General features: G+C 68.0%; 24 protein-coding genes. 16 read left to right on the top strand and 8 right to left on the bottom strand.

Annotated elements, in window-relative coordinates; genetic code table 11:
* Nucleotides 1-21: 21 nt before the first annotated feature.
* Complete coding sequence (locus tag DQW50_RS08805) at nucleotides 22-645, bottom strand: methyltransferase domain-containing protein (protein WP_112078917.1); 624 nt, start codon at nucleotides 643-645, stop codon at nucleotides 22-24.
* Nucleotides 646-874: 229 nt separating this feature from the next.
* Here DQW50_RS08805 and DQW50_RS08800 point away from each other — a divergent pair, with 229 nt between their 5' ends.
* The 3 genes from DQW50_RS08800 (at nucleotide 875) to DQW50_RS08790 (ending at nucleotide 4387) form a co-directional block, all read left to right on the top strand.
* Nucleotides 875-2674, top strand: coding sequence for an L-aspartate oxidase (locus DQW50_RS08800; protein ID WP_112078916.1), 1800 nt, complete (start codon nucleotides 875-877; stop codon nucleotides 2672-2674).
* Nucleotides 2675-2750: 76 nt separating this feature from the next.
* Nucleotides 2751-3431 carry an HAD family hydrolase gene (locus DQW50_RS08795; protein WP_321169396.1) on the top strand — a complete coding sequence of 227 codons (681 nt, stop codon included), beginning with the start codon at nucleotides 2751-2753 and terminating at the stop codon, nucleotides 3429-3431.
* Nucleotides 3428-4387, top strand: coding sequence for a phosphotransferase family protein (locus tag DQW50_RS08790; protein WP_112078914.1), 960 nt, complete (start codon nucleotides 3428-3430; stop codon nucleotides 4385-4387). The genes DQW50_RS08795 and DQW50_RS08790 overlap by 4 nt, the downstream gene beginning before the upstream one ends.
* Nucleotides 4388-4429: 42 nt before the next feature.
* Here the strand turns inward: DQW50_RS08790 and DQW50_RS08785 are convergent, their stop codons facing one another.
* Nucleotides 4430-5533 (bottom strand): MFS transporter, encoded by a 1104-nt coding sequence (locus tag DQW50_RS08785; RefSeq protein WP_112078991.1) that lies wholly within the window; start codon nucleotides 5531-5533, stop codon nucleotides 4430-4432.
* Between the two features lie 384 nt (nucleotides 5534-5917).
* Here DQW50_RS08785 and DQW50_RS08780 point away from each other — a divergent pair, with 384 nt between their 5' ends.
* Nucleotides 5918-6220 carry a hypothetical protein gene (locus tag DQW50_RS08780; protein ID WP_112078913.1) on the top strand — a complete coding sequence of 101 codons (303 nt, stop codon included), beginning with the start codon at nucleotides 5918-5920 and terminating at the stop codon, nucleotides 6218-6220.
* Nucleotides 6221-6291: 71 nt separating this feature from the next.
* On the opposite strand, the gene DQW50_RS08775 is transcribed toward DQW50_RS08780, so the two are convergent.
* Complete coding sequence (locus DQW50_RS08775; RefSeq protein WP_112078990.1) at nucleotides 6292-7269, bottom strand: aldo/keto reductase; 978 nt, start codon at nucleotides 7267-7269, stop codon at nucleotides 6292-6294.
* A gap of 232 nt (nucleotides 7270-7501) precedes the next feature.
* Between DQW50_RS08775 and DQW50_RS08770 the strand changes: the two genes are divergently transcribed.
* The 3 genes from DQW50_RS08770 to DQW50_RS18450 are packed head-to-tail and all read left to right on the top strand — an operon-like array spanning nucleotide 7502 to nucleotide 8102.
* The gene (locus tag DQW50_RS08770) at nucleotides 7502-7783 is read left to right on the top strand and encodes a DUF433 domain-containing protein (RefSeq protein ID WP_112078912.1); all 282 of its coding nucleotides are present in this window, start codon (nucleotides 7502-7504) and stop codon (nucleotides 7781-7783) included.
* A complete protein-coding gene (locus DQW50_RS18455; protein WP_241964381.1) occupies nucleotides 7783-7923 on the top strand; it encodes a hypothetical protein in 141 nt (46 codons plus the stop codon). Before DQW50_RS08770 ends, DQW50_RS18455 begins: the two co-directional genes overlap by 1 nt.
* Nucleotides 7890-8102, top strand: coding sequence for a DUF5615 family PIN-like protein (locus tag DQW50_RS18450; protein WP_321169398.1), 213 nt, complete (start codon nucleotides 7890-7892; stop codon nucleotides 8100-8102). The genes DQW50_RS18455 and DQW50_RS18450 overlap by 34 nt, the downstream gene beginning before the upstream one ends.
* A gap of 131 nt (nucleotides 8103-8233) precedes the next feature.
* Here DQW50_RS18450 and fer read toward each other — a convergent pair whose 3' ends face one another.
* Nucleotides 8234-8623: a ferredoxin Fer gene (gene fer / locus DQW50_RS08760; protein WP_112078911.1), complete on the bottom strand. Its 390-nt coding sequence runs from the start codon at nucleotides 8621-8623 to the stop codon at nucleotides 8234-8236.
* Between the two features lie 180 nt (nucleotides 8624-8803).
* Between fer and DQW50_RS08755 the strand changes: the two genes are divergently transcribed.
* From DQW50_RS08755 to DQW50_RS08745, 3 genes are all read left to right on the top strand, one after another.
* Nucleotides 8804-9673, top strand: coding sequence for a CheF family chemotaxis protein (locus tag DQW50_RS08755; protein ID WP_112078910.1), 870 nt, complete (start codon nucleotides 8804-8806; stop codon nucleotides 9671-9673).
* 154 nt (nucleotides 9674-9827) lie between these two features.
* On the top strand, nucleotides 9828-10937 hold the full coding sequence (locus DQW50_RS08750; protein WP_112078909.1) for a HAMP domain-containing sensor histidine kinase: 1110 nt from the start codon (nucleotides 9828-9830) through the stop codon (nucleotides 10935-10937).
* Between the two features lie 65 nt (nucleotides 10938-11002).
* On the top strand, nucleotides 11003-11557 hold the full coding sequence (locus DQW50_RS08745; RefSeq protein ID WP_112078908.1) for an HIT domain-containing protein: 555 nt from the start codon (nucleotides 11003-11005) through the stop codon (nucleotides 11555-11557).
* A gap of 30 nt (nucleotides 11558-11587) precedes the next feature.
* Here the strand turns inward: DQW50_RS08745 and serS are convergent, their stop codons facing one another.
* Nucleotides 11588-12958 carry a serine--tRNA ligase gene (serS, locus tag DQW50_RS08740; protein ID WP_112078907.1) on the bottom strand — a complete coding sequence of 457 codons (1371 nt, stop codon included), beginning with the start codon at nucleotides 12956-12958 and terminating at the stop codon, nucleotides 11588-11590.
* 214 nt (nucleotides 12959-13172) lie between these two features.
* Here serS and DQW50_RS08735 point away from each other — a divergent pair, with 214 nt between their 5' ends.
* Genes DQW50_RS08735 through DQW50_RS08725 form a run of 3 tightly spaced genes read left to right on the top strand, consistent with a single transcriptional unit; the run spans nucleotide 13173 to nucleotide 15640 of the window.
* Nucleotides 13173-13490 carry a DUF5785 family protein gene (locus DQW50_RS08735; RefSeq protein WP_112078906.1) on the top strand — a complete coding sequence of 106 codons (318 nt, stop codon included), beginning with the start codon at nucleotides 13173-13175 and terminating at the stop codon, nucleotides 13488-13490.
* A gap of 57 nt (nucleotides 13491-13547) precedes the next feature.
* Nucleotides 13548-14603 (top strand): DUF1611 domain-containing protein, encoded by a 1056-nt coding sequence (locus tag DQW50_RS08730; RefSeq protein WP_112078905.1) that lies wholly within the window; start codon nucleotides 13548-13550, stop codon nucleotides 14601-14603.
* Nucleotides 14600-15640, top strand: coding sequence for a dipeptide epimerase (locus tag DQW50_RS08725; RefSeq protein ID WP_112078904.1), 1041 nt, complete (start codon nucleotides 14600-14602; stop codon nucleotides 15638-15640). Before DQW50_RS08730 ends, DQW50_RS08725 begins: the two co-directional genes overlap by 4 nt.
* Before the next feature lies 1 nt (nucleotide 15641).
* Here DQW50_RS08725 and DQW50_RS08720 read toward each other — a convergent pair whose 3' ends face one another.
* Nucleotides 15642-16784: a thiolase family protein gene (locus DQW50_RS08720; protein WP_112078903.1), complete on the bottom strand. Its 1143-nt coding sequence runs from the start codon at nucleotides 16782-16784 to the stop codon at nucleotides 15642-15644.
* 70 nt (nucleotides 16785-16854) lie between these two features.
* Nucleotides 16855-18432 carry a 2,3-bisphosphoglycerate-independent phosphoglycerate mutase gene (gpmI, locus tag DQW50_RS08715; protein WP_112078902.1) on the bottom strand — a complete coding sequence of 526 codons (1578 nt, stop codon included), beginning with the start codon at nucleotides 18430-18432 and terminating at the stop codon, nucleotides 16855-16857.
* 223 nt (nucleotides 18433-18655) lie between these two features.
* Here gpmI and DQW50_RS08710 point away from each other — a divergent pair, with 223 nt between their 5' ends.
* From DQW50_RS08710 to deoC, 3 genes are all read left to right on the top strand, one after another.
* Nucleotides 18656-19330, top strand: coding sequence for an ArsR family transcriptional regulator (locus tag DQW50_RS08710; protein WP_112078901.1), 675 nt, complete (start codon nucleotides 18656-18658; stop codon nucleotides 19328-19330).
* Nucleotides 19331-19450: 120 nt separating this feature from the next.
* Nucleotides 19451-20368 carry a DMT family transporter gene (locus DQW50_RS08705; RefSeq protein WP_112078900.1) on the top strand — a complete coding sequence of 306 codons (918 nt, stop codon included), beginning with the start codon at nucleotides 19451-19453 and terminating at the stop codon, nucleotides 20366-20368.
* Between the two features lie 76 nt (nucleotides 20369-20444).
* Complete coding sequence (gene deoC, locus DQW50_RS08700) at nucleotides 20445-21104, top strand: deoxyribose-phosphate aldolase (RefSeq protein WP_112078899.1); 660 nt, start codon at nucleotides 20445-20447, stop codon at nucleotides 21102-21104.
* Here deoC and DQW50_RS08695 read toward each other — a convergent pair.
* Nucleotides 21101-22242, bottom strand: a 1142-nt coding sequence (locus DQW50_RS08695; protein ID WP_198664645.1) for a universal stress protein, incomplete at its 5' end; no start/stop codon positions are given. The genes deoC and DQW50_RS08695 overlap by 4 nt on opposite strands.

The raw sequence follows: 22242 nt of genomic DNA, 5'->3' as shown, positions 1-22242 counted from the left end.
GACGACTGCCGGCGAACGGCGTCACCTCCCGGAACCGTCGGAGCCGGCGCGGCCGACGAGCGCGTAGAAGGGATCGCCCGGTCCGCGTTCGACCCTTCGATCGGCCACGGTCATGCCCCCAGCATGGAAGTACGCCGTGACCAGATCGACCCGTTCCTCCATCGACGCCTCTCGCCACGCGCCGATCGCCTTCGTCGGAAACATCCGGTCGGAGAAGCTCACCACGACCGCGCCATCGTCGTCGCGAACTCGGTCGAATTCGCTGAAGACCGCCGCCGGGTACTGTAGGTACTGGACGGACAACGCACAGCAGACGACATCGACCGCGTCGTCAGCCAGCGGGAGCGTCTGCTCCCGGTTGAGGTCCTGGACGAACCACTCGTCGTAGCGCTCGTTCGAGCGCAACTCCGCCTCGTTGAGGCCGTGACCGATCGCCCGCTCGAGCGTCGTATCCGGGAAGTGTGACACCCAACTGCCCATGGCGTCGAAGACGCGGTCGCCGGGTTCGAACACGTCGTCGTACAGCCGTGTGAGACGGTCACGGAACGCCTCGTCCGCGTGCGTGACGTACCGCGGCGTGTCGTAGAACCGTCGGTCGTCAGTCGGGTCCACCTTTCGACGGTCATCGTCGGATAAGGGTCCCATCGTGCCGGATAGGGGCTCGACACACTTGATCCTCCCGCGCCTAAGGACGCGGGAACCAACACGCCCGATCCGACCGTCGGGTCGTCGAGGTCGCGTGTGAGTCCCCACGCCGCTCGGTTCGTTGCGGGTGTCGTGTGGCCCCGGAGCGTTGCGGGTGTTGGGTGGCTCCGCCGTCGGCGCGCGCGCACGCGCGCGAGGGTTGATATGCGTCCAGCACGCATCTACGTACATGGAAGAGAACCGCAGTTGGACCCGTAACGGTGGCCGGTCGACGCCAGACTACAGAGAGATCGACCTCTCGGTGCTCGTGATCGGCGCGGGAGCGGCCGGCGCTCGAACGGCCATCGAACTCGCCGAGCGTGGCGTCGATGACGTCCTCGTGCTCGGGAAACGGGGACACGGCGACGCGCACACGACGTGGGCTCGCGGCGGGATCAACGGCGCGCTCGGAACGCACGACCCCGAGGACGACTGGGCGATCCACGCGGCGGACACGCTCAACGAGGGCCACTTCCTCAACGACCCCGAGAAGGTGGAGACGGTCACGAAGCAGATGCCGGACCGACTCCGCGAGCTGGACGAGTGGGGGATGGCGTTCTCTCGGACCGACGGCGGCGAGATCGACCAGCGGTACTTCGGCGCACAGTCGTTCCGACGCACCGCCTTCGCGGGCGACCACACCGGCGAGTCCTTGCTCGACACGCTCGTCGAAAGGGCACAGGAGCTCGACGTCTCGTACCGGGAGAACGTGATGATAACGAAGCTGCTTTCGGACGGCGACCGGGCGTACGGGGCCGCCGGGTTCGACATGGACACCGGCGAGTTCGTGCTGTTCAACGCCGGCTGCGTCGTGCTCGCGGCCGGCGGATACGCCGCGGTGTACAACCGCCACACCTCCAGAGACGACGAGAACAACGGCGACGGACCCGCCCTGGCGTACGACGCCGGGGCGACGCTCATGGACATGGAGTTCGTCCAGTTCCATCCGACCGGGATGGCCGTCGACGACGACGACCCGGAGTGGGCGCCGTGGAGCGGCCGTCTGGTCACGGAGGCCGTTCGTGGCGAGGGGGGACGACTGTACAACGCCGACGGTGAGCGGTTCATGGAGCGGTACTCGCCGGACCAGATGGAACTCGACGCACGGGACGTCGTCGCCCGCGCGATCGCGAAGGAGATCGCCGAGGGACGGGGTACCGAATCCGGTGGCGTCTACCTCGACGTCTCGCATCGCGACGCCGAGTTCATCGCGGAGCGACTCCCCCGCATGTACGAGCGGTTCATGGATCTGGGTGTCGACATGGCCGAGGAGCCGGTCGAAGTCGCGCCGACCGCACACTACGGGATGGGCGGCGTCCGCGTCGACGCTCACGGCGAATCCGACGTCGAGGGGTTGTTCGCCATCGGCGAGACGATGGCCGGCGTCCACGGCGCCAACCGGCTCGGAGGGAACTCGCTCGCCGAGACGGTCGCCTACGGCGTCGTCACGGGCGAGCGGATCGCGGACCGGGTCGACGGCGCGGGAACCGTGCCGGACGAGGTTTTGCGGACGGTCTTCGAACCGCACGTCGCCAGTCTCGCCGCCTCCACGGGTCGGAACGGTACCTACGAGGTCGAACACGTTCTCGCCGAACTCCGCGACCTCATGTGGAACCACGCGGGGATCCTCAGGGACGACGCCTCCCTCCGGGAGGGACTCGATCGCCTCGAGGCCGTCCGGGAGAAGTCGAGTGACGTCCGGATCGGCGAGGTCACTGACCGGTCGTTCGAGTTCGCGATCGATCTCGACTTCATGCTGACGACGGCAGAGACCGTGCTCCGCGGCGCGCTCGAACGGACAGAGTCCCGCGGTGCCCACTACCGGACCGACTATCCGGATACGGATCCGGACTGGCGACGTAACGTGTGCTTCGAACGGGCCGACATCGGTGGAACGCGCCCCTACACCGTCCCCGTCGGAGAGCCGGGCGACGACGTCCGGTCCGCCCTCGATGCGGGCCACGAGCTGGACTACCACCAGCTCGAGTGACCGGCGGACGACTCGAGTGACCGACGGACGCGGGCTCGCGTCCTCGGCACGGGTTTTTATTCGCTTGCGACCTAGTATGCGGGTGGACCCGTTCGACGCCGTGCTCTTCGATCTCGACGGTACGCTCTGTCGCCGCACACAGGACACACAAGCGATGTACGATCGGATGTTCGATCGCGTCGGCGAACCCCGCTTCGGCGATCCCGAGGACCTCTGGGCGACGCTCGATGGCCCGCCCGACCACGACGATCCGGTCGGATACTTCGCTGTGGGGTTCACCAGGCTCGCTGCCCAACACGACCGGTCGAACGTCGACCCGATCGCGTTGAGTCGTGCGCTTCTCACCGTCATCGACGATAGCGCGGTCGAGTTCCTGCCGGGTGCCGAGGAGGCTGTCACGCGCGCGGCGGCGACCGGCGCGGTCGGCGTCGTCACGAACGGCCCCGAAGACCGCCAGCGGACGAAACTCGACGCGCTGGGAGTCACCGATCGGTTCGACGTGCTCGTTTACGGCGCCGAGCTCCCGCGATCGAAACCGCACGCCCTGCCCTTCGACCGCGCGATCGATGCGCTCGGCGTCGATGCCGGTAGGACGCTGTACGTCGGTAATTCGCTCGAGTACGACGTTGCGGGCGCACAGAACGCCGGGCTGTCGACGGTGTGGCTTCGCGACGGCGGGAACGCGGGGGCCTACGAGCCGGACCACGTGGTCGACTCGCTCGTCGAACTCCCGGCGATCCTGGCGGGCGATCGATGACGGACCCGTGGCGGGCGACGCCGTTCGACGGTGGCCCGTTCCGCGCGGCAGCCGAGGCAGGGCTCGCCGAGATCGACGTGTCCCCGATCGAGGTCGAACCGCTCGACCGTGGCAACCGCAAACGAACGGCGATCGCGAGGGTCGAGGGGCTCAGCCCGGTCGTGATCCAGGTCTGTCCCGAATCGACGTGGCTCCGTACCGAAGCCTCACTGTTGCGGAAGCTCCGCCAGCGCACCTTCGTGCCGGTCCCGCCGGTGCTGGCCGCCGGCACGCACGGGGGAGTCGCGTACATCCTCACCGCCTACGTCCCCGGAGACGACCTCCACGAGCGGTTCGTAACGCTCGACGCGGACGTCCAGCGTGACCTCGCCCGCTGGTTCGGGAGGGCCCTCGCGCGCATCCACGACACCTTCGCGTTCGACGGATTCGGACCGCTGGTACTCTCGGGGGACCGGTTCACTACGGCACGAGCCGACTGGGGGGCGTGGTTTCGGGAGTACGCACGGGAGGTCGTCGACCGGCTTCCGGGCGCGTTCGATCCCATCCGAGACGACCTCGACGCGACGGTCGCGAACGCGCCGACCACTGCCCCCGACGCACGGCTCTTCCCGTGGGACTTCCGCCCCGGCAACGCGCTGGTGGCCGACGGGTCCGTCACCGCGGTGTTGGACTGGGAAGCGCCGCTCTCAGCGGCACCCGCCCTCTCGGTGGCGAAATCCGAATATCTCGTCGCCGATTGGTACGTCGCCGATCCGGAATCGCTCCGCCGGGCGTTTCGGGCGGGGTACGCCAGCATCAGACCGTACCCCTCGATCGCCCCCGCGTATCGCGTCGCTGCCATCGCCGAGAGCGCGGTCGATTCCTCGGGCACCGTGACGAACCCCCGATATCCGCCCGTCGGACGGGAGGAGTCGGTGGCGTTCCATCGGGACGCGTTGCTCGGCTGGCTGGACTGACGTCCGTGCCCGCCGCACGGCGTGAGGTACCCGCGATCGGTCCTATCGGCTCCCCTCCGGGCGGGGCATTCGATACGTGAGACCGATCACGACCACCAGGATCACCGCGAGGGCGACGTACCCCTCGTCGAAGAAGCCGCGGTCCGCGACGACGCCGAACACGACCGGTCCGGTCGCGCCCACCATCGCTGCCAGCGTTCGAACGGCGCCGAGCCCGGTTCCCTGTATCTCCGCGGGGAACTGCTCCGCGACGAACGACTGCGTGACCGCTCCGTTGCCGAGCATCGTGCTGATCGCCAGCGTCACGACGAGTATGGCTTCGAAACTGTCGACTATCGGAAGCAGGAGGAGCCCCGCGACCGGGCCGACGAGCACGGCGATGAGCGCCCATCGCATTCCGATCCGATCGTAGGCCATTCCGGCGACCGGTTTCACGACCGCACCCGCAGCGAAGAACGCCCCGAAGAGGAGACCCGCCGTCGACGTCGAGATCCCCTTTTCGACGACCAAGTACGTCGGGAAGAACGACGTGAACGCCTGCCAGAAGAAGAAAAACAGGACGAGAATGAAACTCACGAAGACCATCGTCGGACGGCGCCACTCGGCTAGGACGTACCGAGCCGTGTCCACGGAGAGCGTTTCGGTCGTGTCGTCCGCCCGCGGACTCCGGGGAACGAGGAACCACACCCCGACTCCCCCGACGATCAGAAGCGGGATCACGAAGCCGAGTCCCGCTTGCCAGACGAAAAGCGCTGCGAGCGCTCCCGCAATCGGTGGTGTGAGCGTTTGGCCGACGTCACCCGACGCCATCGTCAGCCCGAGGGCGCTTCCGAGCCGCTCCGGATATATCTCGGAGAGGACCGTGATCCGTGCGATCGGGTACAGGGACGTGGCGAGCCCCCAAAGCAGCACCGCGACGAACAACGTCGCCGCGTTCGGCGCGAGAACGACGAACGTGAGAGCGATCGCCACCACCCCCACGCCGACGGTCATGATCAGGCCTTCGTTGTATTCGTCCGCGAGGACCCCTCCCGGCAACTGCCCGACCGCTCCCCCGAACCAGAGCAACGTCACCAGGAACCCGACGACGGACAGACTCAGCCCGAACTCGGACCGTATATACGGAAGGAGCACCGGAAGTGCCATACGCGACCCTAACAGGAGCGCCCACGGGAAGGCGACGGCAACCAGTATCTTCCCCCGCCCGTTTCGTCGGAGCGCCCGGACTTCGTTTCTCCCCGATTCGAGCAACGTTGCCAGCGAGATGGTGGTCACTTCCCGTATCGGTTTAATGAACCTTTCCAAAGACGTACTCTCCGAACCGACGTCCTCTCCACGTTCCGTCGACCCGGTCGGCCCTATTCGACGTCACGCGGGTCGGCCACTCGATCCCGGCATGTCGTCGTCAGGAGTCGGAAGCCGACCGCTTCACGATTCTCGTCCGGCTCGGGAGATCTCACCTGGACCGAACGGTACTATCGACTCCCGTGTCGGCAACGCACCTTTGTCCGTGGGCCGCTTCCCGGAGGTATGACCGGATCAAACCTCGAATCTATGGTTGGACGGCTGTACGAACACCTCGTTGCGACCCGAGAACGTCCGATCGAGCGGGAAGCGAGCCGGTGGATCGGTGAAGCGGATGCTATCGCCGGCGATCTGGTCGGCGCGGGGGTGAGTGACCTCGATACGGCCGTGGTCGAAGAACGGGTCGGACACGTCGCGGAGTTGCTCTCGAACGTCGAGACGACCGGCGATCCGACTGCCGACGAACACGTCGAGACGGCCCGCGATCTCGCCGACACGATCTCGGAGCCGAACACGGGCTCCGAGTGAGTCTCTCGTGTTCCGCTGTCGTGTGCCGTTGAATTCACAGAGGACGTCTGTAGGGTCTCGATTCGGTCTGTTCAACTGTGCCCCTCGATCGGGACCGGCTCGTACGGTTCCGCCAACCAGTCGAGCTCGGACGTGGACAAGTCGATCTCGAGTGCTTCCACGGCGTCGACGACGTACTCCGGCTTTCGTGCACCGAGGATCGGCGCGTCGACGGCGTCCTGATGGAGGAGCCACGCCAACGCGATCTGCGCCATGTTCACGCCTTTTTCGGACGCGAGTTCCTCGACGCGCTCGTTGACCTCCCGACCGCCCTTTGTGGCGTACGCCCGCAACCGTTCGTGGAGGTACTGGTCGGTCTCGCCGCGGACGGTCGTCTCCAGTTCGTCATGTGGACGGGTGAGGAACCCGCGCGCGAGCGGACTCCACGGTATCAGCCCGACGTCGTTCTTCTCACAGAAGGGAACCATCTCGCGTTCCTCCTCCCGGTACGCGAGGTTGTAGTGGTTCTGCATCGTGACGAACGGTTCGTGACCGCCCGATTCGGCCGTATACCGCGCTTCCGCCAACTGGTGTGCCCACATCGACGACGCGCCGAGATGTCGCACGTCACCCCGTCGGACGGCGTCGCTGAGCGTTCGGAGCGTCTCACCGATCGGAGTGTCGTCGTCCCAGCGGTGGATCTGGTAGAGATCGATCGTCTCCATCCCGAGCCGGTCGAGACTGTTCTGTAACTCCTGTTCGATCGCCTTTCGCGAGAGGCCACCGGAGTTCGGGTCGCTGTCGTCCATCCGGGAGTACACCTTCGTCGCGACGACCTGCCGATCCCGGTCGTAGCCCTCGAGCGCCGAGCCGAGGACTCGTTCGCTCTCGCCGCCGTTGTACGCGTTCGCGGTATCGAAGAGGTTGATCCCGTGGTCGATCGCCGTGTCGACGACCGCTTGGGCCTCCTCGGCGGACAGGTGCCAGTCCGCGTCCCCGCCGAACGTGTTCGTCCCGATCCCGATCCGACTTACCTTCGTCCCGGAGTTACCGAGCGTCGTATACTCCATACGGTGAGCACGCACGGCGGGGTGGAATGTGTTCGGGTCGATCGGTTCGATCGACCCGGTCGTTCGAAGAACGAACAATCGAAAATCGACCGCATCACCGTCTCGTGTGTCCCGCACCGAGCACGCGTGAGTTCACATGACGCGGGACTGCTCGCAGTCGTGTCTCCACCCCGAACACTGGACGATCCTTCCCGAACCGGGTGTTCAAGTACGATGGTGGGATAGAAATCGTATGAGTCAAGTGACGAGGTGGATCGTGCGGGAACTACACGACGAGCCACATCTCGAAGGCCGACGGATCACCGTTCAGTTCATCAAGACGCAGGTCGAGGACCGCGGCCTCGAACCGCGGACCGTCGCCGACCGTCACGACATCGACGTGGCCGACGTCTATCGAGCGCTCACGTACTACCACGATCACCCGGAAGAGATGCGCGCCGTCGAACGCCGGCGCGAGTCGGTAGTCGAGGACCACGAGCACCTGACCACCGACCCTGACGACGTCCGCGACTGATGCCGTACCGAATCCTCACCGACGAGAACGTCGAGCGAGCGACGCGTAACTACCTGCGAAAACTCGGCCACGATGTGGAGCGTCTCGACGATGTGAAGACGAGTCGATCGCCCAGTACGCCCGCGAACACGGTCGTCTGATTCTCACGCAGGACGACGATTTCAGCACCGAACTACACGTCGAGGACACCGCTGGCGTTCTCTTTCAGCGAGACCAGACCCTGTCTACGCGCGAGGTTGGAGACGCAGTTCACGAAATATCACAGTATCTCGACCAGTCCGACATCGTCCTCGAATACGTCAGCAGGAACTGGTTGTGAGCCTGTTCGCAGTCCCAATTCTGACACAGAACCGTTACTAGAGTGCCTTATCGTGGAGAATATCCGGGGGACATCGTACGACAGTACCCCGGAAGACGGTGCGTCTGTGAAACGCACGTATCAGGCCGGAATTAGATGACGCGGTTCTGGAGGTAATCGAGGTGTTTCGCGTTGTAGACGATCCTGACCTCGTCGGCGGCGGGACTGCCGATACAGGTCAGTCTGACGTTCTTCTCTTCGACCTCCTCGTCGGAGAGGATCTGTTGCATGTCCATCTCGATCTCGCCCTCCTTGACGATGGACGCGCAGTTCGCACACGCGCCGGCACGACAGGAGAAGGGCCAGTCGTAGCCCTGCGCCTCGGCCGCTTCGAGGATGTACTCGCCCTGGTTGACCTCGAGGGACCCGTAGTCCTCGGCGTCGAGATCCGCGTCGGCGGCCGCCTCGAAGAGGTCGTCGTCGTCCATGGACCAACCGTGGTCGTCGAGCACTTCGTAGTTGAGGTATTCTACAGTGGGCATCACCCGTGAGTTTATTCCCCACCTCATTAGGCTTTGCTGTTCCTCCCCCGACGCCGCGTGATCGGGCTGGCCGACCGACGAGACGGCACCCCCCGACCGTTCCGATGACGCGGTCGAAGCCGTATCAGTCCTGAGAGCCCGCGGGTAAGCCTAAAGACGACGCCCGCCAAGTTCCGCTCGATGGAGGAGTCGGTGGTGGCCGATTTCGTCGGGCGGGTACACACGCCCGACGTCGAAAGCGGCGATCCCGTTCGCGGACGGGTGTTGTTGAGCCAGCGGCGGCTCGTGCTCGCGTCGACGGACGCGCGGACGACCGTTCCGCTCTCGCGGGTGTTCGACGTGGTCGTCGGGACCGTCCCAGGGGACCTCCAGTCGTTCTTCAGCGACAGTGTGACCGTCGCCTACGAGCGCGCAGGGACACGGTCGACCGCCCTCGTCGAGGGCGAGCCGGACGACATGGAGCGATTCACCCGCGTCCTGTTCAAGGCACTGTTGCGGAACGTGACGGTGACGGTCCGGCACCCGGCGAAGGTCGGCGGCCGGGTCACGGACGCGACCGACCGAACCGCGACGGTGTCGCTGTCGTCTGGGGCGATCGGGTTCGTCGACGTCGACGAGCCGTTCTCGGTGGACCTCTCGACAGTGATCGACTACGACCGAACGAACCGGACGCTCGCCGGAAAACGGCGACCGGCGCTCGTCTTCCGGCACGTTCCGGAGAACCGGACGGTCACGTCGATCGTCACGGTCCCCGACGAGCGATCGCTCAACGTGCTCGGCCGGTACATCAGACTCGAGTACGAGGAGGTACGGACGGAAGTCGAGGAGCTCGACCCGACGGAGGACGAACTGGAGGTGCTCGTATCGATCTACTCCGCCGGCGGCGAGGCGTCGGTCTCACAGGTCGTCACCGGCGACGCCACGCGAACGTCGATGATACTCGAGTCGCTCCGGGAGTCGGGGCTCGTGGTCGACGGCGAGACGGGCGCGACGCTCACCCGGAAAGGCCGGATGGTCGTCACGGCGTACCTCGAGTCGGTCAACTCCTGACCCGCGTCTCTCTCATGGAACGGCGTTCGATCGACCGGTTCTCCGTGACTTCCGTTGTATCAGCGTTGTCGGATTCACTCCCGGCGTAAACGCCGGGATTCTCTCCTCGTAGAAAGGTAGGTATTTCCGACATAACGGCGTCAGAACTCATAACATGGATACGTCACGCTCTCCCGGCCGGACCCCAGTTCCGTTCGAGCGCGACGCCCCGATCCCGATCGCGTTCTCCGTCTCCGGCGGGCTCCTCCTCCTCGTCGGGGTGTTGTTGGCGGCCGTGGCGCTCCGTGACGGCGAATCCGTCCTGGTCGCGCTCCTCGATATCGTCTTCTTCTGGATCCCGGGTGTCTCCTTCGTCTACGCCGGGTACTGGCTGTCGCGTTCCGATCTCCCCAACCGCTCTCACCCGCGGATCGTCGCGTGGACGGGCGGTGGCGTGGTCGTGATGTACGGGTTCATCGCGCTTCGGGACCTCCACCCGGGGGTCACGGTCGAGTGGTCGATCGGAACCCAGGCGATCGGATTGGCGCTCGGCGCCGTGATCGGGCTCGTGATGGGTATCCAGCGATCGCGGGCGACGATCCGCACGGCGACGCTGGAGGATCGAACCCGTGAACTCGAGGCGAACGAGCGCGAACTCGAACGCCGGAACGACCAGCTGGAGCGGTTCGCGAGCGTCGTCAGCCACGACCTCCGGAACCCGCTCTCGGTCGCACGCGGAAACCTCGAACTGGTCCGCGACGACCGTGACTCCGACCGGCTGACAGCGATCGCCGACGCTCACGCCCGAATGGAGACGCTCATCGACGACCTGCTGACGCTCGCGCGACAAGGGGAGACGATCGACTCGACGGAGTCGATCGATCTCACGGAGGTAAGCCGTGTCTGCTGGGAGCTGGTCTCGACCGGCGACGCGACCCTCTCGATCGAGGACGTCCCGCCGATCGTGGCCGACCGGGACCGACTCCGACAGCTGCTCGAGAACCTGTTCCGGAACGCGGTCGAGCACGGCGGTCCCCACGTGACGATCCGCGTCGGCCCCCTCGACGATGCCGGCGGCTTCTACGTCGCCGACGACGGTCCCGGGATCCCCGGCGACGAGCGCGACCGCGTCTTCGAGAGCGGCTACTCGACCGCAGAGTCGGGGACGGGGTTCGGGCTCGCGATCGTCGCGGGTATCGCGGCCGCACACGGCTGGGACGTCCGCGCCGTCGAGAGCGCGACCGGCGGTGCCCGCATCGAGGTCACCGGTGTCGAGTTCGCCTGAGCGACGCGGCCGTCGATCGACCGAGGATCGCCCCCCTTGAAACGCCCGCGTCCCGACGAACGAACATGGACCGTATCTACGCCCCCTGGCGGATCGAGTGGGTGGAACGCGACGCGGACCCGATCGACGGCTGTCCGTTCTGCGTCCTGCCGGACCGCGCGAACGCCCGAAAAGCTCGCGTCGTCGCGCGCAGCGACCACAACTACGTGCTGTTGAACAACGCGCCGTACAACCCCGGACACGCGATGGTGATCCCCGACGCCCACGTCGACGACTGGACCGACCTCGACGACGAGACGATGCTGGATCACGCCCGGCTGAAGGCAGCGACGCTCTCGGCCTCTCGCCGTGGGATCGACCCCGACGGGTTCAACACCGGACTCAACCTCGGCAGGGGAGCCGCCGGCGGCTCCGTCGACCACCTCCACACCCACGTCGTCCCGCGGTGGAGCGGCGACACCAACTTCATGCCGATCGTCGGCGACACGAAGGTGATCGTGGAGGCGGTCGACCGGAGCTACGAGCACCTCCACGAGGCGTTCGCCGCCGGCGACGACGTCGTCGATCCCGGCGACCTCGAGGCGGGCGAGGCGGTCCGACTCTCGTTCGAGTCGGCGTGATCGGCCGTCACGTCACTCGCGACCGTCGCGTCACTCGTCGCCGAGTTTCGTCTCGCCGACCGCGTCGTGGCCCTCGATGAGTTCGATACCGCCCATGTACGGCCGGAGCACCTCCGGAACGGTCACGGTGCCGTCGTCGTTCTGGTAGTACTCCAAGATCGCGACGACGATCCGCGGGACCGCGAGCCCGGACCCGTTGAGCGTGTGGAGGTACTCGGCGGACTCGTGGTGCTCCTCGCGGAAGCGGATCCCGGCGCGCCGCGCTTGGAAGTCCTCGAAGTTCGAGACGGAGGAGACCTCCAGCCACCTGCCTCCCTCGTCGGGTCCCTCCGCCATCTCGTCGGCGGGGGCCCACACCTCGAGGTCGTACTTCTTCGCCTGCGTGAACCCGAGGTCGCCGGTACACATCTCCAGAACCCGGTAGGGGAGTTCGAGCCGGCGGAGCACCTCCTCGGCCTCGTCGACGAGCCCGTCGAACCGGTCGTAGCTCTCCTCGGGCCGCACGAAGTTCACCATCTCGACCTTGTTGAACTGGTGGACGCGGACGATGCCCCGGGTCTCGGTACCGTGTTCGCCGGCCTCCTGTCGGAAGTTCGGCGTGTACGCCTGGTACTTCAGCGGGAGGTCCTCGCCGAGCAGGATCTCCTCGCGGTGGAGGTTCGTGACGGGGACTTCCGCGGTCGGTAGCAGCCAGAGGTCCTCGTCGTCGTACGGTTCGGCGTTGTCCCCCTCGAGCCGATAGGCGTCCTCGGTGAACTTGGGGAACTGTCCGGTACCCCGCATCGACGCGGAGTTGACCGGGATCGGCGGGAACACGTCCGTGTACCCCTGCTCGCGGTGGACGTCGAGCATGAACTGGATCAGCGCGTGCTCCAGGCGTGCGCCGTCGCCCTTCGCGACGTAGAAGCCACCGCCGGCGACCTTCGCGCCGCGCTCGAAGTCGAGGATCTCCAGGTCCTCACCCAGGTCGTAGTGGGGCTCGACCTCGTCCGGGAGGTCCCGCAGGTCGTCGAACCCCTCCCGACGGACCTCCTCGTTTTCGGACTCGTCCCCGCCGACCGGCACCGACTCGTGGGGGATCTGCGGCAGTTCGAGCAGCGACTCCTCGAGTTCGGCCTCCAACGCCTCGGCGCGGTCCTCGACGTCCTGGAGCTCCGATTTGAGCTTCCCGGAGCGTTCGATGGCTTCCTGAGCCGCCTCCTCGTCGCCGGCCTGTTTCAGGTCGCCGATCCGCGAGGAGGTCTCGTTGCGCTCGTGACGCAGGTCGTCGCCGCGCCGTTTGAGCGCGCGCCACTCCTCGTCGACCTCGAGTATCCGGTCGAGGTCCACGTCGACGCCCTTGTTCTCGAGCGCCTCGCGGACGGTCTCGGGGTTCTCCCGGACGAACTGTCGGGAAAGCATTTACCGGCCGTTCCGCGGGACGACTCAAAACCGTATCGGAGCGTCGTCGTCAGCCGGGCCGGAGGTCCGACCGGGACGGGTCGTCCGATCGGTCCGGTGCGTCCGGCCGGGGCGGATCGTCCGATCTGAAGCGGTCGTCGCCGACACCGGCCGATCCCTCCCGTCGCTTCGATTTTCCGTAACCACTATCCCCGGGCTCGGCGAAGCGGTGCGTATGGACTGGCCACACGACCCCGACGGCGAACAGGGGAGCGAGGGAATGCGGCAGTACGGCCACGCGGTGCTCGCGAAGAAGATCGACGAGGCGGAGGACTTCCCGCTCTCGGCGGCCGACTACGTCGAGGAGTACGGGGATCACCCCGTCCGGATCGACTACGAGACGGTCGTCTCCGTCGAGGAGATCTTCGAGGGCGTCGAGAAGGAGGAGTTCGCGGACTTCGTCGAGTTCCACCAGGAGCTCGGCCGGGCGATGCGCGAGAACGGCTACTGGTTCTACGAGGGCGCGGATCGGTTCGTCGGCGGATCGGCGTGATCGGTCCATCGTTCCGGCTCCGTCCGATTTAAGCCACCCCGGGGTGACCGACTCGCCATGAGTAGCGAACGGATAGTCGTTCTCGCCCACGAGAAGTTCCCGGACGAAGCGAAGACCGCACTCGGCGTGATGCGCTACGGCGACCAGTCGGTCGAGGCGGTCCTCGACCGCGACCGCGCCGGCGACCGTGTCGCCGACCACGAGCCCGACCTGGCCGACGCGCCGATCGTCGACTCCTTCGAGGAGGCGCTCGCCGCGGCCGAGGGCGACGTCGACGCCCTCTACATCGGTATCGCGCCGATCGGCGGCGGCTTCGACGAGAGCTGGCGCGACGACGTCCGCGCCGCGATCGCGGCGGGCTGTGACGTCGTCAGCGGGCTCCACTACTTCCTCAACGAGGACGAGGAGTTCGCGGAGCTGGCGGCCGAACACGGCGTCGAACTGCGGGACGTTCGGGAGCCACACGAGGACCTGAGCGTCGCGACCGGCCGATCCGCCGACATCGACGCCGACGTCGTGCTCACGGTCGGCACGGACTGCTCGGTGGGGAAGATGACCGCGTCGCTCGAGATCGTCGAGACTGCCCGCGAGCGCGGGATCGACGTCGCGTTCGTCCCCACCGGCCAGACCGGGATCATGATCGCCGGCTGGGGGAACCCGATCGACCGCGTGATCTCCGATTTCACCGCGGGCGCGGTCGAGGAGATGCTCCTCGAGATCGGCGACGACCACGACCTGCTCGTCGTCGAGGGGCAGGGGACCATCGTCCACCCCGCCTACTCGGCGGTCACTTGCGGGATCCTCCACGGGTCGATGGCCGACGGGCTCGTGCTCTGTCACGCCGCCGGCCGCGAGGCGATCCACGGCTACGAGTCGGTCGCGCTCCCGCCGTTTGCCGACTACGTCGACCTCTACGAGGACCTCGCGGAGCCGGTCCACGAGACGGCGGTCGTCGCCGGCGCGGTCAACACGAAGGACGTCGCGGACGACGACGCGGCCGGCGAGATCGTCGACGCGTTCGGCGAGGAGGTGGGCGTTCCAGCCGCCGACCCCGTCCGCCACGGGGCCGACCGGATCGTCGACGGGATCGTCGAGGAGGTGCTCGAGGGATGAGTCTCGACGCCTCCTTCGAGCGGGTCGCGATGGAGCTCGAGGAACCGTTCACGATCTCCCGGGGAACGCAGACCGAGGCCGAGAACCTGATCGTCCGCGTGACCGACGACGACGGGACGACGGGCGTCGGCGGCGCGGCTCCCGCGAGACACTACGGCGAGACCGCGGACACGGTCACAGCGGTGTTGCCCGAGCTCCTCGACGTCGTCGAGGAGGTGGGCGACCCGCACGCGCTGACGACGATCGAAGCGCGGATGACGGAGGTCGTCCACGACAACCCGGCCGCCCGCTGTGCGGTCTCGATCGCGCTCCACGATCTGACTGCGAAGCGGCTCGACGTCCCGTTGTACAGGCTATGGGGGCTCGACGCCTCGTCGACGCCGGACACCTCCTTCACCGTCGGGATCGACACCACGGAGCGGATCCGCGAGAAGGCTGAGGACGCGGCCGATGCCGGCTACCCGATCCTGAAGGTGAAACTCGGGGGCGACCGCGACCGGGAGATCGTCGAGACGGTTCGGGAGGCCGCGCCCGACGCGACGATCCGCGTCGACGCCAACGAGGCGTGGACGCCCCGCGAGACGGTCGAGAAGAGCGAGTGGCTCGCGGACCTGGGCGTGGAGTTCATCGAACAGCCGGTTCCGGCCGAGGAGCCCGAGGGACTGAAGTTCGCCTACGAACGCTCGGCGCTACCGATCGCCGCCGACGAGTCCTGCGTCACTTCGGCGGACATCCCGCGGATCGCCGACCGGTGTGACATCGCGAACCTGAAGCTGATGAAGACGGGCGGACTGCTCGAGGCACGGCGCGCGGTCGCGACCGCGCGCTCACACGGGTTGGAGGTCATGCTCGGCTGTATGGTCGAGTCGAACGCCTCGATCGCCGCCGGAGCCCACCTCGCGCCGCTCCTGGATTACGCCGACCTCGACGGCTCGCTCCTGCTCGCCGAGGACCCCTTCGAGGGGCCGGACCTCGCAGGTGGGTCGATCCCGCTCGCCGACGTCGACCGCGCCGGCACCGGTGCGGTCGAGCGGTGAGCTACCGCAGGAACTCGACCGCGGCCCCCTGTCCGAACCCGACACACAGCGTCGCGAGCCCGCGCTCCGCGTCCCGCTTCTCCATCTCGTGGAGCAGGGTGACGGGCAGCCGGGCGCCGGAGGCTCCGAGGGGATGGCCGATCGCGATCGCGCCGCCGTTGACGTTGTAGACGTCCTCGTCGACCCCGAGTTCGCGGCGGGCGTACTCACACTGGGAGGCGAACGCCTCGTTGAGCTCGACGAGGTCGTAGTCGTCCACCGTCGTCCCCGCGCGGTCGAGCAGGTTCCGGGTCGCGGGGACCGGTCCGATCCCCATCACGGTTGGGTCGACGCCGGCGACCGCGTTCGTCCCCACCTCCGCGAGCACGTCCAGCCCGTGGTCCTCGGCGAACGCGCGGCTCGTGACGACCGTCAGCGCCGCGCCGTCGGAGATCTGCGAGGCGTTCCCGGCGGTGACCGTCCCGTCGCCCGTGAACGCGGGCGGCAGGTCGGCGAGCTTCTCGGCCGTCGTGTCCGGCCTGATCCCCTCGTCCTCCTCGACGAGCCCGTCGTCGGTCTCCACGGGGACGATCTCGTCGTCGAAGCGACCGGACTCGGTCGCCTCGGCGGCGCGCTGATGGCTCCGGGCCGCGTACTCGTCCTGCGCCTCGCGGCTCACCCCGTACTCCTCGGCCACCTTCTCCGCGGTCATCCCCATCTGGAGCTGGAAGACGTTGTACTTCTCCGAGAGCTCCGGGTGGAGGTGCTGGTAGGCGTCGCCGTCCATCGGGACGCGGCTCATGTTCTCGACGCCGCCGGCGACGACGCAGTCGCGGTTGCCGGCGGCGACCGCGTCGGCCGCGGAGATCACCGCCTGCATCGAGGAGGCACACCAGCGGTTGATCGAGGTCGCCGGTACCGACTCGCCGAGATCGGAGAGGAGCGCGATCACCCGGGCCACGTTGTTGTCCTGTTCGGTTCGTTGCTGGGCGACCCCCCACATCAGGTCGTCGACGTGGTCGTTGGAGAGCCCCGTCTCCGCGAGCGCGTGGTCGATGAGCCGCGTCGAGAGGTCCTCGCTCCTGACGTCCGCGAAGACGCCCCCGTCTCTCCCCTGTGGCGTTCGGTACGCGGCCGCGATCACCGGCGTCGTGACGTCGGTCATGTCGGAACCGAGGCCCGTGACGGGCTTAAATTGGCGTGGAACCGCGAAGAATCCTCCCGCAGTTTACGGTTTACCGATCGATCGGCCCGAGCAGGCTCTCGCCGGTCATCTCCGCCGGCCGGTCGAGGTCCATGAGCTCCAACACGGTCGGGGCGACGTCACAGAGCGAGCCGCCCGCCCGAACCGCACGGCCGCCGTCGTCGCCCCCGGGCGGCAGGTAGACGAACGGGACCGGGTTGTACGTGTGTGCGGTGTGGGGGTTCTCGGGGGTCCCCATGTCGTCGGCGTTGCCGTGATCGGCGGTGACGACCGCGTGGCCGCCGGCGTCGGCGACCGCATCGAGCAGTCGGGAGAGCTGTGTGTCGACCGTCTCGACCGCCTCGATGGCGGCCTCGAAGTCGCCGGTGTGGCCCACCATGTCCGGGTTCGCGTAGTTCAACACGATCAGGTCGGGGTCGTCCGTCCCGATAATCCGGATCGCCTCGTCGGTCACCTCCCGCGCCGACATCTCCGGTTCGAGGTCGTAGGTCGGCACGTCCGGGCTCTCGACGATCGAGCGCAACTCGCCGGGGAACGCGACCTCCCGACCGCCGTTGAGGAAGTAGGTGACGTGCGGGTACTTCTCCGATTCGGCGATCCGGAGCTGGGTGCCGTCGGCCGCGGAGACGACCTCGCCGATCGTGTTCGTCGGGGTCTCGGGCGGAAACGCCACGGGGAACTCGAACGTCTCGTCGTACTCCGTCATCGTCACCAACTCGATGTCGGGTCGGTCCAGATCGAAGCCCCACTCCGGTCCGGTCCCGGTGAGCAGTCGGACCAGTTGGCGCGCCCGGTCCGCGCGGAAGTTGAAGAAGACGACGGCGTCGCCGTCGGCGAGGGCGGGTTCGTCGGCGACGAGGGTCGGCTCGACGAACTCGTCGGTCTCGCCGCGGGCGTGGGCCTCGCGGGCGGCGGCGACCGCCGACCCCGCCACGTGGGGGGCCTCGCGGTTCACGATCGCGTCGTAGGCGCGCCGGGTGCGCTCCCAGTTCTCGTCGCGATCCATGGCGTGATACCGGCCGATGACGGTCGCGACCGCGCCGGTACCCTGCTCGTCAGCGTGCTCGGCCACCGACGCGAGGAACTCGTCGGCGATCTCCGGGGCCGTGTCGCGGCCGTCGGTGAACGCGTGGGTCGTCGCCGGCACGCCCGCCTCGGCGGCCGCGTCGATGAGCGCCGCGAGGTGCGAGACGTGCGAGTGGACGCCGCCGTCGGAGACGAGCCCCATGAAGTGGACCCGGCCGCCGGTCGCCTCGACGTGTTCGAACGCCGACCGGAGCGCGTCGTTGTCGGCGAACGTCCCCGCCGTGAGCGCGTCCGTGATCCGAGTGTACGCCTGCTTGACGACTCGACCCGCACCGATGTTGAGGTGGCCGACCTCCGAGTTTCCCATCTGCCCCTCGGGGAGCCCCACGCGCCGGCCGTGAACGACGAGCGACCCGTACGCCCCCCGCTCGGCCGCAGCGTCGAACGTCGGGGTGTCGGCGGCCTCGACCGCGTCTCGACCCTGTGAGTCCGGGACGGTGGGGTCGTCCGGCTCGAGGCCGGTCCGGTGTTCGGAGTCGGCTCCGAGGCCCCAACCGTCGAGTACGACGAGTGCTGTCCGCATACCTCTCCCTCCCCGTCGCGAGGTAATTACCCTTCGTTCCGAACACGGCGACTACCCCTCCTCCGGACACGGCGACTACCCCTCCTCCGGACACGGCGACATCGCGACGGCTCCGCGGCGGCCCGAGTCGGTCCATCGGTGCCGTTCGACCCGTCTCGACCCGTCTCGACCCGGCGATCGCGGGAAGCCAACCTTTTGTCCGTCCGACGCTAACTATACGTTAATGGACTCCGCGGTACTGCTCGATCTCCTCGGGAACGAGAACCGGCGACGCATCCTCCGGCTACTCGCCCAGAAGCCCTGCTACGTCACGGAGATCTCGGAGTACCTCGGCGTGAGCCCGAAGGCCGTCATCGACCACCTCCGCAAGCTCGAGGAGGCCGGGCTGATCGAGTCGACGACGGACGACCAGCGGCGAAAGTACTTCCGTATCATCCGGAGCCTGCGGCTCGAGGTGAGCGTCTCCCCCTACGGGTTCGGCGCGAAGAGCGCGTACCCCGCCAGCAAGGGGCTCGACATGTCCGGCCGGTGTCCGCACCTCTCGATCGAGGTTCCGGACGGGGGCGAACACGCCGACGAGATCGCCGACCTCGCCGCCGAGTACGGTCGTCTCCGCGAGCTCGACCGGGAGCTGTCGGTGGCCAAGCGGTGGGTCCACGGCCGCGTCGAGGACGCGCTCGCGGAGATCGACGAGCGGCTCGGCACCGAGGCGGACAGCCGGTTTTACGCCGCCGTGCTCGCCGCGCTGGCCGAGACCGACGGCTCCGTCGAGGCCGTCGTCGACGAGGTCGGCGCCCCGGAGCGCGCCGTCGTCGACGCCCTCGGGCGACTCGCCGACGTCGGCGTCGTCACCCGCGAGGACGATCGGTTCCGGATCCGGTCAGTATCCCGCGACTGAAGCCGTGGGCTTCTCCCTTGTTCCGCTGTGAGACGTCACCGCCCGAGACGGTCCGGCCCGGCAGCCGGCGGCGCCGGCCGCTTTCGGAAGCTTTTGCCCGGCGGGTGATCCACGTCCGACGTGAGCCGTTATCGAAACCTCTCGTTGTTCCTCCTCCTCGCTGCCGTGTGGGGCTCGGCGTTCATGGCGATAAACGCCGGGCTGGCGTACTTCCCGCCCGTGCTGTTCGCCGCCATCCGCTACGACGTCGCCGGCGTGGTGATGCTCGGCTACGCGGCCTACGTCGTCGACGACCCGGTCCCCCGCGGCCGCGGCGAGTGGAAGCTCGTGGCCGTCGGCGCGGTCCTCCTCATCGCGGCCTACCACGCCTTCCTGTTCGTCGGCCAGACCGACCCCGAGGTGACGAGCGCGGTCGCATCCGTCACGGTCGGCCTCTCGCCGGTGTTGACGACGGTGTTCGCGCGGGCCTTCCTCCCCTCGGAGCGGTTGACCGCCCTCGGCGTCGTCGGCCTCCTCATCGGACTCGCCGGCGCGGGCGTGCTGGCCGCGCCCGATCCCTCCAACCTCGCTGCGGGCGGGACCGTCGCGAAGTTCCTCGTGTTCCTCGCAGCCGCGTCGTTCGCGCTCGGCTCGGTGCTCACCCGTGCGCTCGACGTGGGCATGGAGATAGAGACCATGGAGGCGTGGTCGATGCTGTTCGGCGCCGTGATCATGCACGTCGTCGCGTTCGGGCTCGGCGAGTCGACGGCCGAGGTCGCCTGGACGACCGAGGCGCTGCTCGCGCTCGGCTACCTCGCGGTGGTCGCCAGCGGTTTCGGCTACCTCGTCTACTTCCACCTCCTCGACCGGCTCGGCCCGATCGAGATCAACCTCGTCTCCTACGTCGCGCCGGTGTTCGCGGCGCTCTCCGGCTGGCTCGTGTTGAACGAGGGGCTCACCCCGAACACGGTCGTCGGCTTCCTGCTGGTCTGTTGTGGCTTCGCGCTCGTCAAGCGGACGGCGATCCGTGACGAGCTCCGGCGGCGCGTCGCGGCGTAGTCGCCTCGGACGGACGACCGGGCGGGATCCCCTCCGAATCCAGCAGGCCTTTGTCGCGCCCACACGAGTCGCCGGTATGAACCGACGGGAACTCGCAGCCCGGATCGACCACACCGTGCTCGGCCCGACGACGACGTTCGAGGACGTCGAACGCGTCCTCACGGAGGCCGACACCCACGGGATGAACGCCTGTATCCCGCCGTGTTACCTCGCGGAGGCGGCCGATCACGACACGGCCCCGGACACGATCGCGACCGTCGTGGGGTTCCCGCACGGGCAGTCGTCGACGGCCAGCAAGCGCGAGGAGGCGGTCACCGCCTGGGACGACGGGGCCGACGAGATCGACCTCGTGATCAACGTCGGCCGGCTGAAGGCCGGCGAGGACGACGCGGTCACGGCCGAGCTCGCCGAGGTCGTCGCGGCCGTCCCGGTCCCGGTGAAGGTCATCATCGAGACCGCGCTGTTGACCGACGCGGAGAAACGCCGGGCCTGTGAGGCCGCCGTCGACGCCGACGCCGACATGGTGAAGACGTCGACCGGCTTCGCCGACGGCGGCGCGACGGTCCCGGACGTGACGCTGATGAGCGAGTACCTCCCGGTGAAAGCCTCCGGCGGCGTCGGCTCCTACGAGGAGGCGATGGCGATGTTCGAGGCCGGCGCGGAGCGGATCGGCGCCTCCGCCGGGGTCGCGATCGTCGAGGGCGCACCGGAGAACGTGGGAGAACGGAACGGTTAGCGGCCGTCGCGGTCGTCGCGGTCGTCGTCGCGGTCGTCGTCGCGGTCGTCGTCGCGGTCGTCGTCGCGGTCGCTGTCGTCGCTGCCCGTCGCCCCCTCGACCGGGGGCGTGTTCGGCTCGGGTTCCACGCCGACCTCCGCGTACGCGTCGTCGAGGTCGCGGGAGCCGGACCCGAACAGCCGGGCGAGGAGGCCGCGTTCGTGGCGTTTCTCCGCGAGCAGGACCGAACACTCGACGTCGTAGAGCACCTGGAGCACGAGCGAGCCGCGGACCAGCCGCGAGAGCAGTCCCTTCTCCGTCGCGCCGATCACGAGCAGGGTCGCCTCGCGGGCTGCCTCGGCGATCCGCGACTCCACGTCGCCCGACTCGACGCGGAGCTCCGCGTCGTCGAGGCCGTTCTCGGCCGCCCACGACTCGAGGAAGGCCTTCCCCTCCGCCGGGTCGTCGGCCACGTGAAGCAGCGTCACCTCGGAGCCGAACTCCGCTTTGAGGGTCCGCGCCACCGCCGCCGACAGCTCCGAGTCGGGGCCGCCGGCGGTCGGGAGGAGGATCCGGGAGGCGTCGAAGCCGCGGTCCCGGAACACGAGGAAGTCACACGGCAGCGAGTGGGCGAGTTCGTCGACCGCGGACTCGGCCCGGCCGGGCGCGCCGTGGGAGTTCTCGCCCCAGCCCATCACCGTCAGGTCCGCGCCGTAGGTCCGCGCGGCGTCGAACACCTCCTCGAACACGCGGTGTGAGAGGACGACGTGGGTCTCCACGTCGACGCCGAACGTCTCGGCGTCCTCGCGGGCTCGGTCCAACAGGCCGTGTGCCGCCTCGTGGGCGCCGCGCTCGCGGGCGGCCTCCAGCGAGGTCTGGTCCGGCACGTTCGCGATGTTGACGGCGACGACGGTGCCGTCGCGTTGCTTGGCGATCGCGGACGCCAGCGTGATCAGGTGCTCCTCCGTCCGCGGGTTCGCGATCGGCACCATCACCCGGTAGTCGCCGCCGCTCGGCTGAACCGAGGTCGCCGCCGACACCGCGGGCTTGGGTAGCTCCTCCGAGCGGTCGAGCACCCACGACCCCAGCACGCCCCGTTGCTCGGTCTCGCTGCGCGCGTACACGAAGTACCACGCGACGGCCGCGACGACGAACCCGG

Source organism: Halorubrum sp. 48-1-W (assembly GCF_003287355.1).
In the GTDB taxonomy this organism is placed as follows: domain Archaea; phylum Halobacteriota; class Halobacteria; order Halobacteriales; family Haloferacaceae; genus Halorubrum.
This window is presented reverse-complemented; position numbering and strand designations above follow the sequence as displayed.